General features: G+C 74.3%; 8 protein-coding genes and 2 pseudogenes. 3 read left to right on the top strand and 7 right to left on the bottom strand.

What is annotated here, in order from left to right:
* Positions 1-50: 50 nt before the first annotated feature.
* Entirely contained in the window at positions 51-1814 is a 1764-nt protein-coding gene (gene aspS / locus ACIQVT_RS22980; RefSeq protein WP_403756909.1) for an aspartate--tRNA ligase, read from the top strand.
* A 228-nt stretch (positions 1815-2042) separates the two neighbouring features.
* Here aspS and ACIQVT_RS22975 read toward each other — a convergent pair.
* Positions 2043-2708: pseudogene (locus ACIQVT_RS22975) on the bottom strand (hypothetical protein); the annotation flags it as partial.
* A gap of 171 nt (positions 2709-2879) precedes the next feature.
* Between ACIQVT_RS22975 and ACIQVT_RS22970 the strand changes: the two are divergent.
* Positions 2880-4223, top strand: a complete 1344-nt coding sequence (locus tag ACIQVT_RS22970) for a polysaccharide lyase family 1 protein (RefSeq protein ID WP_403756904.1) — start codon at positions 2880-2882, stop codon at positions 4221-4223.
* A 69-nt stretch (positions 4224-4292) separates the two neighbouring features.
* Here ACIQVT_RS22970 and metG read toward each other — a convergent pair whose 3' ends face one another.
* The 5 genes and pseudogenes from metG to ACIQVT_RS22945 form a co-directional block, all read right to left on the bottom strand.
* On the bottom strand, positions 4293-6014 hold the full coding sequence (gene metG, locus ACIQVT_RS22965; protein WP_403756899.1) for a methionine--tRNA ligase: 1722 nt from the start codon (positions 6012-6014) through the stop codon (positions 4293-4295).
* A 138-nt stretch (positions 6015-6152) separates the two neighbouring features.
* A complete protein-coding gene (locus ACIQVT_RS22960) occupies positions 6153-8042 on the bottom strand; it encodes a VWA domain-containing protein (RefSeq protein WP_403756896.1) in 1890 nt (629 codons plus the stop codon).
* 88 nt (positions 8043-8130) lie between these two features.
* Positions 8131-10074: an FUSC family protein gene (locus ACIQVT_RS22955; RefSeq protein ID WP_403756892.1), complete on the bottom strand. Its 1944-nt coding sequence runs from the start codon at positions 10072-10074 to the stop codon at positions 8131-8133.
* A gap of 34 nt (positions 10075-10108) precedes the next feature.
* Positions 10109-11064 (bottom strand): annotated as a pseudogene (locus ACIQVT_RS22950) (endonuclease/exonuclease/phosphatase family protein).
* 16 nt (positions 11065-11080) lie between these two features.
* Positions 11081-11863 (bottom strand): alpha/beta fold hydrolase, encoded by a 783-nt coding sequence (locus ACIQVT_RS22945; RefSeq protein WP_403756889.1) that lies wholly within the window; start codon positions 11861-11863, stop codon positions 11081-11083.
* 87 nt (positions 11864-11950) lie between these two features.
* Here ACIQVT_RS22945 and ACIQVT_RS22940 point away from each other — a divergent pair, with 87 nt between their 5' ends.
* Positions 11951-13297, top strand: a complete 1347-nt coding sequence (locus ACIQVT_RS22940; RefSeq protein WP_403756885.1) for a PLP-dependent aminotransferase family protein — start codon at positions 11951-11953, stop codon at positions 13295-13297.
* Here ACIQVT_RS22940 and ACIQVT_RS22935 read toward each other — a convergent pair.
* Positions 13197-14120 carry a hypothetical protein gene (locus tag ACIQVT_RS22935; RefSeq protein ID WP_403756880.1) on the bottom strand — a complete coding sequence of 308 codons (924 nt, stop codon included), beginning with the start codon at positions 14118-14120 and terminating at the stop codon, positions 13197-13199. The genes ACIQVT_RS22940 and ACIQVT_RS22935 overlap by 101 nt on opposite strands.
* Positions 14121-14600 lie beyond the last annotated feature (480 nt).

Raw genomic sequence — 14600 nt, 5'->3', positions numbered from 1 at the left:
GGTGGGAGAGCCGGCGGGAGGAACCCCACCACGAAGGACGATGAACGACGATGCATCGGTACAGGTCCCACACCTGCGGCCAGCTCCGCGCCTCTGACGTCGGCACCGACGTCCGGCTGAGCGGCTGGCTGCACAATCGGCGCGACCTGGGCGGCATCCTCTTCATCGATCTGCGCGACCACTACGGCATCACCCAGCTCGTCGCCCGCCCCGGCACCCCCGCGTACGAGGCCCTGGACAGCATCTCCAAGGAGTCCACGGTCCGCGTCGACGGCCGGGTCGTCTCCCGCGGCGCCGAGAACGTGAACCCCGACCTGCCGACCGGCGAGGTCGAGGTCGAGGTCGCCGAGGTCGAGCTGCTCGGCGCGGCCCAGCCGCTGCCCTTCACCATCAACACCGAGGACGGGGTCAACGAGGAGCGGCGCCTGGAGTACCGCTTCCTGGACCTGCGCCGCGAGCGCATGCACCGCAACATCATGCTGCGCACGGCGGTCATCGGCGCGATCCGCCAGAAGATGACGGCGCTCGGCTTCAACGAGATGGCCACCCCGATCCTGACGGCCACCTCCCCCGAGGGCGCCCGTGACTTCGTGGTCCCCTCCCGGCTGCACCCGGGCCGGTTCTACGCCCTGCCGCAGGCCCCGCAGCAGTTCAAGCAGCTGCTGATGATCTCCGGCTTCGACCGCTACTTCCAGATCGCGCCCTGCTTCCGCGACGAGGACGCCCGCGCCGACCGCTCGCCGGGCGAGTTCTACCAGCTCGACGTCGAGATGAGCTTCGTCGAGCAGGAGGACGTCTTCCAGCCGATCGAGAAGCTCATGACCGAGCTGTTCGAGGAGTTTGGCGGCGGCCGCCACGTCACCTCCCCGTTCCCGCGCATCCCGTTCCGCGAGGCGATGCTCAAGTACGGCTCCGACAAGCCGGACCTGCGCGCCAAGCTGGAGCTGGCCGACATCACCGACGTCTTCGCGGGCTCGGAGTTCAAGGCGTTCGCCGGCAAGCACGTGCGCGCCCTGCCGGTGCCGGCGGTCCAGGACCAGCCCCGCAGGTTCTTCGACCAGCTCGGCGACTTCGCCGTGACCCTCGGCGCCAAGGGCCTGGCCTGGGTCCGCGTCGGTGAGGACGGCACGCTGTCCGGCCCGATCGCGAAGTTCCTCACCGAGGAGAACGTCGCGGAGCTGACCAAGCGGCTCTCCCTCGCCCCCGGCCACGCCGTCTTCTTCGGCGCCGGCGAGTTCGACGAGGTCTCCAAGATCATGGGCGCGGTCCGCGTCGAGGCCGCCAAGCGGGCCGGCCACTTCGAGGAGGACGTCTTCCGCTTCTGCTGGATCGTCGACTTCCCGATGTTCGAGAAGGACGAGGACACCGGCCGGATCGACTTCTCCCACAACCCGTTCTCCATGCCGCAGGGCGGCATGGACGCGCTGGAGAACCAGGACCCGCTGGATATCCTGGCCTGGCAGTACGACATCGTGTGCAACGGCGTCGAGCTGTCCTCCGGCGCCATCCGCAACCACGAGCCGGACATCATGCTGAAGGCCTTCGAGATCGCGGGCTACGACCACGAGACCACCGAGCGCGAGTTCGCGGGCATGCTCCGCGCGTTCCGCTTCGGCGCCCCGCCGCACGGCGGCATCGCCCCGGGCGTGGACCGTATCGTCATGCTCCTCGCGGACGAGCCCAACATCCGCGAGACGATCGCCTTCCCGCTCAACGGCAACGCCCAGGACCTGATGATGGGCGCCCCGACCGAGCTGGAGGAGACCCGCCTGCGCGAGCTGCACCTGGACATCAGGAAGCCGCAGCCGAAGTAGGTCCCGCCGCCCCGCCCGTGCGCGCCGATCGTCCCTGTCCGTTCGGGACGGCCGGCGCGCACGGCCGTCTCCGGATCCGGTGACCCCCGGCGGGCCGCACCGTCAGACGCGGCTGCCCGGACGGGCCTCCCCGTCGCCGCCGTCGCCGTCATTGCCGCCCTCGTCATCGCCGTCGCCGTCGCCGTCGCCGTCGCCGTCGCCGTCGCCGTCGCCGTCCCCGGCCATGGCGTCGGGGGAGGCACCGTCCTCCAGCAGCCGCTCGGCGATGTCGTCGGACCAGCGCTGGGCCCAGGCGCGCAGCGCGTCGATCCGCTCCCCGTCCAGCCCGAGGCGGCGGAAGTCGGCGTCGGCGAAGAACTCCGTGCCGGTCAGCCGGGACTGGAGGGTGGGCAGGTCGAAGGAGTCGTGGGCGTGCCGGCGCCCCAGTTCCTCCAGGCGCCGCAGGGAGAACCGGGCCGCCGCCGCCCGCGCGTCCACCAGGTCGACGGCCGCGCCCCGGTCGTACAGCGCGCGGATCTTCGTACCGACCGCGTCCTCCAGCGAGAGCGCCGGGCCGTACCCGGTCAGTTCCGGCGGCTGCCAGAACACCTCCTTGTGCAGCCCCAGCACGCACTCCCCGCCGCTCACCGGGTCCGTGACGGTCAGCCGCGCGGTGCGCGCGGTGCCCGCGCCGGTCCGCACCTGCCGTCCCCGCGCCTCCAGCGCCGCGACCACGGCGGCGGCGATGTCCGCCATGGCCCCGGGACCCTCCGTGGCCAGGTCGAGATCGGCGTGCGGGCGCCGCAGCAGCCCGTGCGCCTGGAGCGCGTATCCGCCGGCGAGCACCAGCCGGTACGGCCCGCCCGCCGGGACGACGTCCGCGAGGAGGCGGTGATGGGGTTCGGGGATGTCCACGGAGAGATCATTTCCGGCTTCCCGGCACCCACACGCGGCTTCCGGCACCGCGGGGCCGCCGGAAGCCGCGGATCACCCGAAAGAAGTGCGGCGCTCGGCGGCAACCTTCCGCCGCGCGGCGGCCACTGAGGGAACGTAAGACTCCTTCAGCACACCCGTAAGGACTCCTCCGTGGCAGCTCCCTCCCACCGCCGGTCCCTCCGCGGACGGCGCACCCTCGCCGTGTCCGCCGCCGTCGTGGCCGCCGGTGTCGGCGCCGGGGTGTTCGTGATGACCGCGAACGCCGACGCCGTCGACCTGTACCACCGGACGCTCCCCGCCGAGGACGGCTGGGCCGCCGCCGGCACGGGGACCACCGGCGGCGCGAAGGCCGACGCCGCGCACACCTTCACCGTCAGTACCCGCGCCCAGCTCGTGAAGGCGCTCGGCTCCGCGTCCGACACCACGCCCCGCGTCATCAAGGTCAAGGGCACCATCGACGCCAACACCGACGACAGCGGCAAGAAGCTGACCTGCGCCGACTACGCCGCCGGCACCGGCTACTCGCTGTCGGCCTACCTCAAGGCGTACGACCCCGCCACCTACGGCCGCGGCAAGCTGCCCGCCGGCACCCAGGAGAAGGCCCGTGCGGCCGCCCAGGACAAGCAGGCGAAGAACATCGTCCTCAAGGTGCCCGCCGACACCACGATCGTGGGCGTGCCCGGCACCGGCGCCGGGATCACCGGCGGCAGCCTCCAGGTGAAGGGCGTCGACAACGTCATCATCCGCAACCTGGCCTTCTCCGCCACCGAGGACTGCTTCCCGCAGTGGGACCCGACCGACGGCGACGACGGCAACTGGAACTCGCAGTACGACTCGGTCACCCTGCGCGGCGCCACGCACGTCTGGGCGGACCACAACACGTTCACCGACGCGCCCCACCTCGACCGGGCCAACCCCAAGTACTTCGGCCGCGAGTACCAGATCCACGACGGCGCCCTCGACATCACCAACGGCTCCGACCTGGTGACCGTCGAGCGCAACCGGTTCACCGACCACGACAAGACGATGCTCATCGGCTCCAGCGACAAGGACAGCACCGGCAAGCTGCGGGTCTCCCTCCACCACAACGTGTGGAAGGGCATCGTGCAGCGCGCCCCGCTCGCCCGCATAGGCCAGATCCACGTCTACGACAACGTGTACGACACGACGACCGTCGACGGCTACGCGCCCCTGTACAGCATCAACTCCCGCGCGAAGGCCCAGGTCGTCGCCGAGGCCAACTACTGGACGGTCCCGGCCGGCGGCAAGGTCGCGGGGCTCCTCAGCGGCGACGGCACCGGCTCGGTCGCGGGCAGCGGCAACCTCGTCAACGGCACGGCCACCGACCTGGTCGCCGCGCACAACGCCGCGTCGTCGAAGAAGATCCGCACGACCGTGAACTGGACCCCGACGCTCACCGCGGGCCTGGAGACCTCGGCGAAGAACCTCCCGACGGAACTGGCGACCACGACGGGGGCGGGCGTGCTGAAGTAACCCGCACGACGTGCGAGAGGGCGCCGAGCCGGCGGCTCGGCGCCCTCCGCGGGCCTCGGCGCGGCGCGATCAGCCCTCGTCGCCGCCGAAACGCTCCTTGTACGTCGCCAGGTCCTCGTCCGTCAGCTTGGCGAACAGGACCGGCGGGACGGTGAAGGAGGTGCCGGCCGGGACGGCGGCCAGGGCCTTCGCCTCGTCGGCGGTGACCCACGCGGCGGTGTCGTCCGGCAGGTCGAAGGCCTTGCGCATCACCGCCGCGCTGGCCGGGATCAGCGGCTCCGACACCACCGCGTACAGGTGGATGAGGTTCATCGCCGTGCGCAGGGTCAGGGCCGCGGCGTCCTTGTCCGTCTTGATCTCCAGCCAGGGAGCCTTCTCCTCCAGGTAGGAGTTGCCCGCCGACCACAGGGCGCGCAGCGCCGCGGCCGCCTTGCGGAACTGGAGGGCCTCCATCTGCTCCTCGTACTCGGCGAGCAGCCGGGCGATCTCCTCGCCGAGCCGCTCCTCCGCCGCGCCGGGGGCGCCACCGGCCGGGACGTCGTCACCGAAACGCTTCCGGGAGAAGGACAGCACGCGGTTGACGAAGTTGCCGAGGGTGTCGGCCAGATCCTTGTTCACCGTGGCGGTGAAGTGCTCCCAGGTGAAGGACGAGTCGTCCGACTCGGGGGCGTTGGCGATCAGGAAGTAGCGCCAGTAGTCGGCGGGCAGGATGTCCAGCGCCTGGTCGGTGAAGACACCCCGCTTCTGCGACGTGGAGAACTTCCCGCCGTAGTACGTCAGCCAGTTGAACGCCTTGACGTAGTCGACCTTCTTCCACGGCTCGCGCACGCCCAGCTCGGTGGCCGGGAACATCACGGTGTGGAAGGGGACGTTGTCCTTCGCCATGAACTCGGTGTAGCGGACGGTGTCGTCCGCCTCGTACCACCACGACTTCCAGTCCCGGGTCTCCCCGGCGGGGGCGGCGTCCGCCCACTCCTTCGTCGCGCCGATGTACTCGATCGGGGCGTCGAACCAGACGTAGAACACCTTGCCCTCGGCCGCCAGCTCCGGCCAGGTGTCCGCCGGCACGGGGACGCCCCAGTCCAGGTCACGGGTGATCGCGCGGTCGTGCAGGCCCTCGGTCAGCCACTTGCGGGCGATGGAGGAGGCGAGCTGCGGCCAGTCGTCCTCGTGCCGGGCGACCCACGCCTCGACCTCGTGCTGGAGCTTGGACTGGAGCAGGAACAGGTGCTTCGTCTCGCGCACCTCCAGGTCCGTGGAACCGGAGATCGCCGAGCGCGGCTCGATCAGGTCGGTCGGGTCCAGGACACGGGTGCAGTTCTCGCACTGGTCGCCGCGCGCCTTGTCGTAGCCGCAGTGCGGGCAGGTGCCCTCGACATAGCGGTCCGGGAGGAAGCGGCCGTCGGCCGGGGAGTACACCTGGCGGATCGCCCGCTCCTCGATGAAGCCGTTCTCGTTCAGCTTCCGCGCGAAGTGCTGGGTGATCTCCACGTTCTGCGGGCTGGAGCTGCGGCCGAAGTAGTCGAACGCGAGCGCGAACCCGTCGTAGACCGCCTTCTGCGCGTCGTGCGCCTGCGCGCAGAACTCGCCCACCGGCACGCCCCGCTCCTTCGCGGCCAGCTCGGCGGGGGTGCCGTGCTCGTCGGTCGCGCAGATGTACAGGACGTCGTGCCCGCGCTGGCGGAGGTACCGGGCGTACACGTCCGCCGGGAGCATGGACCCCACCATGTTGCCCAGGTGCTTGATCCCGTTGATGTACGGAAGGGCGCTGGTGATGAGGTGTCGAGCCATCGCGGGCTGCTCCCAGGTCGGGGGATTGTACGAACCTTGAAATCGTAGCCGAGACGGGTGGGCCGCCCGCTTCCCGTTCTGCGGGGTGGGAAGGGGCGGCCCGATGACACGGGGGCGGCGTGGCCGGTGACCGGGCGGTCACGGGCGCCAGGTGGTCAGTACTCCCTCGTACAGCTCGGTGTCCGTCAGCTCGCGGGGGGTGGGGCCGGCGTGGAAGAACGACGTGTTGCCGGTCTTCAGCTTCCGCAGGTAGTCGAACGCCTTGTTGTCGTGCTCGCCGAAGGCCACGAAGGAGAAGAAGACGGCCGGGTGGCCGGACGCGGCCCGCGTGAGGGACTGGGTCGCCGGGGTCTTCGCGTCCGGGGCGCCGTCCGTCTGGAACACGACCAGGGCCGGGGTGCCCGGGGCGGCGTTCTCGTCGTAGTGGGCGAGTACGGCGTCCACGGCGGCGTGGTAGCTGGTACGGCCCATGCGGCCGAGGCCCGCGTGCACGTCGTCGATCCGCGTCTCGTGGTCCGGGGTGAGGGTGAGGTCCGTGGTGCCGCCCACCTCCGTGGAGAAGAAGACGACGTGGACCGTGGCCTCCGGGTCCAGGTGCGCGGCGAGCGCGAGCGTCTGGTCGGCCAGGGCCTGGGCGGAGCCGTCCTTGTAGTACGGACGCATGCTCGCCGAGCGGTCCAGCACGAGGTAGAGCGTGGCCCGGGTGCCGGTGAGGCCGGTCTTCGCGAGGGCGGCCGTCGCGGCCTTGTAAGCGGTGGTCAGCGCGGGGGCGGCGCGCCTGAGCCTGGCGAGGGGGACGGCGGGGTGGGGCTGGGGGGTCGTCTCGGCTTCGCCTTCGGCGTCCGTGATCACACCCGCACCACCCGCGCGGGTCTCGTCGGGTGCGGGTGCGGGTGCGGGTGCCTCCGGCGAGGCTGCCTCGCCGGAGGCGGCCTGCGCGGTCGTGGTCCCGGCGGGCGCGGTCGCCGTCGCTTCCGGCTCTCCCACGGGGTCGGCCTCGGCCGTCGTCGGCTCGACGGGGCTTTCGCTCTCGCTCGGCTCCGGGGCGGGGGCGGGGGCGGGCTCCGGCTCGGGCTCCGGTTCCGGGGCGGGCTCCGGCTCGGCTTCGGTCGTGGCGGGCTGCTCGGCCGGCTGCTCGGCGGACTCCGCGGGGGCCTGGGCCGGGGCGCTGTCCTGCGCATCCTCTGCGGCAGGGGCCGTCTCCCCGACCGCGTCCTCGGCCGCGGTCCCAGCCGAGGGCTCGACTTCCGGCTCCGACTCGGGCTCGGTCTCAGCCGAGGGCTCGACTTCCGGCTCCGACTCGGGCTCCGGCTCCGGCTCCGACTCGGGCTCCGGCTCCGACTCGGGCTCGGGCTTCGACTCGGGCTGGGGCTCCGGCTCCGGCTCGGGCTTCGACTCGGGCTCGGGAGCCGTCTCGGGCTCGGGCTCGGGAGCCGTCTCGGCCTCGGCCTTCGCCGGCTCGGCATCCGGCTGCGGTTCAGGCTCGGTCCCGGTCGGCGCCGGCTGCTCGGCCGACTGCTCGGCGGACTCCGTGCCGGCCTCGGCCGCGGGCACCTCTTCGGCGGCAGCCCCGGCCGGGGCCGTGTCCCGCGTTTCCTCCTCGGCCGGGGTCGTCTCCACGACCACGTCCTCGGCCGGGGGCGTCTCCTGAGCCGCAGCCTCGGCCGGGGCCGTCTCCGTGACCGCAGGCTCGCCCGGAGTCAGGTCCAGGACCGCCTCCTCGTCCGGGGCCAGGTCCAGCACCCCCGCCTCGGCCGGGGCCGTCTCCACGACCGCATCCCTGGCCGGAGCCGTCTCCGTGCCCGCGGTGACCGCCGTGGGGGCCGGGGCCGACGTCGGTTCGGGGGGTGCCGGGGTGGTGGCCTTCACCTTGTCGAAGGCCGCCGCCACGAGTTCGTGTTCGTCGGCGGGGGCCGGGACGGCGGGGTCGGGGGTGCGCTCGGGGGACCGGTCCGCACCCTCCGCCTCGGTGGCTCGTGCCTTGCGTGAGCGGCCGAACGCGTTCCGCAGGAGAGTGAGAATGCCCATGTGCGCAACCCTTCGCGTGAGTTGTAGCCCGTCAATCACTGGCCAGGACGGACACGTAAGGTTAGCGGCCCCGGATGGCCGGTTCGCGTCAGTGCGGGGAGGCGATGGAGCGGGCCGCGGCCAGCTCCTGGCGCAGGGGTTCGAGGACGCTGCCCGCGGGACCGGTGAGGTCGGTGCGGACGGGGGTCAGGGTCTCCGCGCGGCGTACTCCCTCGGACAGCTCGCGCAGTTGCCGCGTGACCTGCGCGATCTCGACGGTCGAGGGGGCCGCGGCGCCGTGCCGGACGCGGACGCGGGCCGCCGTCGTGGCGTCCACGACGCGTTCGACGGCGACGACCAGCGGCCACCACGCGGCGGCGCGCCGTCCGGTGGGCGGGGGTTCGGTCAGGGCCCGCTGGAACTCGGTACGGATGACGGACAGGTCGCGGTAGAGGCGCCGGCGCATGCGGGCGCGGGCGGCGGGGTCGGGGGCGGGACCGAAGGCCGCCTCGACGTAGGCGGCCGTGTCGGCGACCGCGTCGGCCAGGCGGTCACCGACGCGGGTGTGCCAGCTCTCGGGCCACAGGAGGTAGCCGGCGACCAGGGCGATGGCGCAGCCCAGCAGGGAGTCGGTCAGCCGGGGCAGCAGCAGGGCCGTGCCCTGGTGGTTGAGGATGTCGGAGAGGAGCAGGATCACGGGGGTGATGGCCGCGGTCTGGTAGCCGTAGCCCCGGGGGGTGAGGGCGGGGATCAGGGGGGCAAGGAGGAAGAGCGCCACGACGTCCCACCGGCCGAAGGGCACTTCCGCGAGGACGACCGCGGCGACGACCAGGCCGGCCACGGTGCCGAGGGCGCGCAGCAGGGCGCGGGAGAAGACCGAACCGAAGTCGGGCTTGAGGACGAAGGTGATGGTCAGGGCGACCCAGTAGGAGCGGGGCACGGGGACGAGGGAGACCAGGGCCTGGGCGATGCCGATGCAGAGGGCGAGGCGTAGGCCGTAGCGCCAGGAGTTGGCGGACAGGACGACGTCGCGTGCCGCGCGTGCCGTGCGGACGCGCAGGGAGGCGGGGCGGCCGAGGCGGTCGTCGGTGCCCCGCGGGTCGACGTCGGGGGCGGCGACGACCTCGGCGGTGTGGCGCAGCGCGTGGTCGACCGCGCGGGCCGTCTCCGTGAGGGGCACGGGCAGGGTGAGGGGGGCGGGGGGTGTCCGGTCCGTCTCGACGGCGTCCGCCAGCCGGTGCAGGGCCGCGGGGATCTCCGGGGGCAGGGGGCGGCCCGCCAGGTGGGCGGCGGGGGCGGCTTCGATCAGCGGGACGATCGCGTTCAACTGGACGAGGAGCCGGGTCGGTTCGGGGCTGCGGCCGTGCTGGCGGGCGCGCCGGGCCAGGATCAGGTCGTAGGACTGGTTCAGGGACTGGGTGACGGTGCGGCGGGCCTCCTCGTACTCCTCGGTACGGTCCGTGCCGGCGGCGGTGAGGAGGGCGGCGACGTCGCGATAGGCGGCGGCGACCGCGGCGCGTTCGGGGACGCCGGCGCGCAGCGGCCAGGCCAGCAGGGCGAGGAGGAGGATCAGCAGGCCGCCACCGGTCATCAGGGCCGGGGCCACCCACCAGGGGGAGGGCAACGGGAGGCCCGCGCCGACCACGCAGTTCAGCAGGAGGAGCAGCCCGGAGACGGAGGCGACCGCGCCGATCGTGGAGATCATGCCGGAGACCAGGGCGACGCCGGTGACGACGGCGACCGCGTACCAGCCGTAGCCGTGCGCCAGCGCGCCCAGGGCCACGCCGGCCGCGCCGAAGAACTGCGGGACGGCGATGTTGAGGATGCGCATGCGGTAGGCGTCGGCGGTGTCGCCGATGACACCGGAGAGGGCGCCCATGGAGGCCAGGGCGCCGTAGTCGGGCCGGCCGGCGGCGAGGCCCACGGCGAGGGGGAGGGACATGCCGAGGGCGGCGCGGGCGAGGGCGGGCAGGTTGAGGGGTGCCTGCTGGGGCCTGAGGTTCCTGACCAGCCAGTCGGGAGGGGTGAGGCCGATGGGGAACTCTCGGGGCATGGGCCCCATTATGGCCGGTCGGTCCGCTTCCGGTTCAGGTGCGCCGGTGCAGGGTGAGGTCCACGACGAGGGCGCGGTGGTCGCTGCCGGCGAGGGGCAGGAAGCGGGCGCCGGTGGCGGTGAAGTCCCTGCTGACCAGGGCGTGGTCGATCTGGGCGCCGATGACGGAGGCGGTGCGCGACGGCCAGCTGGGGACGCGGGCGTGTCCGGTGAGGCGGGCGGCGTCGGTCAGGCCGGCGTCCAGCACGTGCCGGAAGGCCGCGTGGTCCTGGGAGGCGTTGAAGTCGCCGGCGAGGACGGTGGGGGTGCCGGGGTCGGCGGCGGCGAAGGCGCGGAGCCGGCCGAGTTCGCGGCGCCACGGGCCGGTCCGGCCCGGCAGCGGTGGCACCGGGTGGGCGAGCTGGAGGCGTACGGCGTGGCCGCGGACGTCGGCGACCGCGCCGGGCATGCCCAGGGTGCCGTGGACGCCGGGGGCCGGGGTCAGCGGGTGGCGGCTGAGGATGAGGGAGCCGCGGGAGCCGTCCGCCTCGACGGCCCGGTGGTAGGGGTAGCGGGTGCCGGTGCCGTGTGCCAGCGCGGTCCGGCAGCCGGCGTCGCACTCCTGGACGAAGACGATGTCCGGGTGCCGGTCGCGTACGGCGCGGACGAGGGCCGGGGTGGCGTGGCCGAACTCGACGTCGGCGGTCAGCACGCGGAGGGTGGCGAGGGCCGGGCCGCCGGGCTCGCCGGTCCTGCCGTACGGCTCCCGGTACCAGGCGAGCGCGCCGAGGACGGCGAGCGCCCACACCAGCCCCGTCCACCAGCGGGTGAGCAGCGCGCACAGCAGGGCCAGTCCGGCGGGCGCGAGCAGCCAGGGCAGGAAGGCGAGCAGCTGGGGCACGGGGGGATGCCGTCGGTGTCGGCGATCCGGCAGCCGACGACCGCGCTCACCCCCGCGAGCAGCAGACCGGCACACCAGGCGCCGGGTCCGCGGCCGCGGTGCTGGGTCACGGGACCGAGCCTACGGTCACCCGTCGAGGCGGGCCAGGAAGGCGGCCAGGGCCCGGTTGAACTCCTCGGGCCGTTCCAGGTTGGGCAGGTGGGCGGCGCCCTCGACGACGTGCAGGGCGGAGTCGGGCAGCGTGGCGTGCAGGTCCTCGGCGACGGGGACGGGCGTGTAGGTGTCGTCGGCGCCGACGACGACGAGGGCGGGCACGGCCGTCCCGGCCAGCAGGGCACGGTAGTCGGGGCGTTCGGCCCGGCCGCGCAGGGCCGCCGCGGCGCCCTCGGGGGAGGTGGCCGTCATCATGCGGTGGACGTGCGCCTTGACCTCGGGGCGGGCGTAGGGGGCGACCATCTTCTCCAGCACCTCCTCGGCGTAGCCCCGCATGCCCTCGGCGAGCAGCCGGTCGGCCATGGCCTCGCGGGCCCGCTTGCCGTCGGGGGTCTCGGCGGCGGCGGAGGTGTCGGCGAGGACCAGGCCGCGGATCCGGTCGCCGAACCGGCCGGCGCACTCCATGACGATCTGGCCGCCCATGGACAGGCCGGCGAGGGCGAAGGTGTCCACACCGAGGTGGTCCAGGAGACCGGCGATGTCCTGGGCGTGCCGGGAGAGCGGGACCCGGCCGGGGGTGACGGGGGAGGCGCCGTAGCCGCGCAGGTCGGGGGCGATCACCCGGCGGCCGGCGGCGAACGCGGCCAGCTGCGGCTGCCACATCGAGCGGTCGAAGGGGTGTCCGTGGATCAGGACGAGGGGAACCCGGGAGGACGACGCGGGACCTTGGTCCTCGTGGACGAGGAAGGGAGGCATGTCCCGACCCTAGGGCCGGGCCGTGACTCGGTGCAATGAGATCATTGCCCTCGGTGCAATGCCGGGGGCCGACGGACGGGGGGACTTGTGGACGACTACCGGCGCATCGCCGACCTGGTCGCGCGGGACATCACGGGCGGCCGGCTGCGGCCGGGCCAACGGCTGCCGCCGCAGCGGGCGTTCGCGCGCCGCCGCGGCATCGCCCCGTCGACGGCGGGCCGGGTGTACGCCGAACTCGTGCGCCGGGGACTGGTGGTGGGCGAGGTCGGGCGGGGCACGTTCGTGCGGGCCGCCCCGCCGGACCGGCAGCCCGGACACGCCCTGACCGAGGCCGTCGGGTCCCCCTCCGTCGACCTGGAACTCACCTACCCGTCCGTGCCCGGCCAGTCGGAGCTGCTGGCGCCGGCCCTCGCGCCCCTGCTGCGGCCGGACGCGCTCGGCCGGGCTCTGCGGCCGGCCGCCGCCGTGGGCACCCCGGAGGCCCGGGACGCGGTCGCCGCGCTGCTGGCCCGGACCGGGCTGCGGGCCCGCCCGGAGCGGATCCTGTTCACCGGCAACGCCCGCCAGGCGATCGCCGCCACCCTCGCCTCGCTGGTCCGGCCCGGCGGCCGGGTCGGCGTGGAGCCGCTGACGTACCCGCTGGTCAAGGAGATCGCGGCGCGCCTCGCCCTCACCCTCGTGCCGCTCGCCACGGACGAGGAGGGGCCGCTGCCCGGGGCGGTCGCCGGCACGCACCGCGCGACGCCGCTGTCCGCGCTGTACCTCCAGCCCACCCTGCACAACCCGACCTCGCGGACGACGGGCCCCGGGCGGCTGCGGGAGCTCGCCGAGACCGTCCGCGGTCTGGGGATACCGGTGGTCGAGGACCGGATCTGGTCCTTCCTGCACCCGGGCGGGGCCCCGCCGCTCGCCGCGCTCGCCCCGGACCACGTCCACCTCGTCGACAGCCTGTCCAAGCGGGTCGCGCCCGGACTCACCGTGGGTTTCACCGTCGTACCGGACGACCGGGTCGACGCGGTCGCGCGCGCCGTCCGCTCCGGCGGCTGGAGCGCGGGCGGGTTCGCGCTGGAGGCGGCCGTACGGTGGCTCGGCGACGGGACCGTGGACCGGCTGGTGGCCGCCAAGCAGCGCGACGCGCGGCGGCGCGGGCGGCTGGCCACCGAGCGGCTGGCCGGTTTCTCCGTCCGCTCCGACCCGGCCGCCTGTTTCGTCTGGTGGGAGCTGCCCCCGCCGTGGCGTGCCGAGACCTTCACGGCCGCCGCGCGGGCGCACGGCATCGCCGTCACCCCGGGTACGGCGTTCGCGGTGGGCGCCGGCCGCACCCCGGACGCCGTCAGACTCGGGCTCGCCTCGGTGCCGGAGGCTGAGTTGGCGCGGGCGCTGACGACCCTGGCCGGCGTCGCGCGGGACGCGTCAGCCGCAGGCGGCGGCTGAGCCAGGCGGTGAGGGCCACCGTGAGCCCGAGGCCGAGCAGCAGCCAGGCCGCGGTGCGCAGGGTGCCGGTCAGGGCGTCGTAGACGGCGCCCGCGGCCGGACGGCGCACGTCGGCGGGCAGGCGGGCCAGGGTCAGGCTGCGGCCGACGGCGAGGCAGCCGGCGAGCAGGGCGCCGCCGAGGGCCGTGCCCAGCGCGGTCGCGGTGACGGCCCGACGGCGGCGGACGGCGAGGGCGATCCCGCCGGCGGCGAAGACGACGGCCGCGACCGGCAGCCAGAACCCGGCGACCTCGAGCACGTGGAACCCCTTGCGCAGAGCGGTCAGTTCGCCCGCCGGCAGTACGGCGAGCGCGGTGTGCTCCACCGGGATGCGCTCGGCGAGCGGCATGTGCTCCTCGGTGAGCCGGCGTTTGACCTGGGCGGTGACGGGCGCCAGGTCGACGGTGACGTCGTGGTCGTCCGCCCCGCGCAGGGCGTCCAGGACGGCGTCGTGCGTGACCTGGTTGCCGGTGTCCCAGGCCGCCCGGTAGGCCCCGGTCAGGGTGAAGGAGCGCACCGCGTCGCGCACGAACGGGCGTACCGGGCCGGGCACCGGGGGGACGTCCAGGTGCTGGTCCGCCGCGCGCAGGAGGCCGTCGCCCACCGTGTCCGCGACGGCCTCGCGCACCGCCGGGTCGGTGGCCAGCGGCGCCATGGCGGTGACGTACCGGCCGGTGTCGGCGAGCCCGTACGCAGCCCAGGCCGCCGTCACGCCGCACGGCGCGAGGAGCGCCGACAGGGCGATCAGCACGGCCGACAGGACGGCCCGGAGGGGTGGGGGCACGTTCCCAGCGAACGGCCCCCGGCGGTGGCGCGCGAGCCGGACGACTGCGTTCGGGTGCGGACGCGACCCGTCCGGCGGAACCGGGACTCCCGCTCTGCGGTGGAGGGTTCGCCCGGACGGGTGTTTCCTGGGAGGAGAGTGCGACGCGTACATGCCGCCCGGCGCCGGGCGGCCGGCCCACGGTCCCGCCGCATCCGCCACGCCCGTCCGCGTGTGCCGGAGCCGCACGGCCACCGCGGCCGGTACCGGACCACCGGCGGCTCCCGCCCGTACGGCTTCTCAGGGTCGTGAGGCCGGCCGGGCCCGGGACGCCCGTCCGGTGAGGGGGGACACAGGGGAGTGGGGGGGGCCCGCCCGCCCGCCCGGGCCCCCCCCCCCCCCCCCCCACCCGCAGCCCCCCCCCCCCCCCCCCCCCGGGGGGGGGTAAACCGAGAAAAACCAGGGGGAAAACCCCCCCCCCCCCCAAAAGGCCACCCCCCC

Origin of the sequence: Streptomyces sp. NPDC100445, assembly GCF_044759735.1 — a bacterium.
In the GTDB taxonomy this organism is placed as follows: Bacteria; Actinomycetota; Actinomycetes; order Streptomycetales; family Streptomycetaceae; genus Streptomyces.
This window is presented reverse-complemented; position numbering and strand designations above follow the sequence as displayed.

Bases quoted from the DNA above. Each gene is read 5' to 3' on its own strand.
- aspS (WP_403756909.1), top strand. From the start codon at position 51: ATGCATCGGTACAGGTCCCACACCTGCGGCCAGCTCCGCGCCTCTGAC.
- metG (WP_403756899.1), bottom strand. From the start codon at position 6,014: ATGGCTCGACACCTCATCACCAGCGCCCTTCCGTACATCAACGGGATC.
- ACIQVT_RS22960 (WP_403756896.1), bottom strand. From the start codon at position 8,042: ATGGGCATTCTCACTCTCCTGCGGAACGCGTTCGGCCGCTCACGCAAG.
- ACIQVT_RS22955 (WP_403756892.1), bottom strand. From the start codon at position 10,074: ATGCCCCGAGAGTTCCCCATCGGCCTCACCCCTCCCGACTGGCTGGTC.
- ACIQVT_RS22945 (WP_403756889.1), bottom strand. From the start codon at position 11,863: ATGCCTCCCTTCCTCGTCCACGAGGACCAAGGTCCCGCGTCGTCCTCC.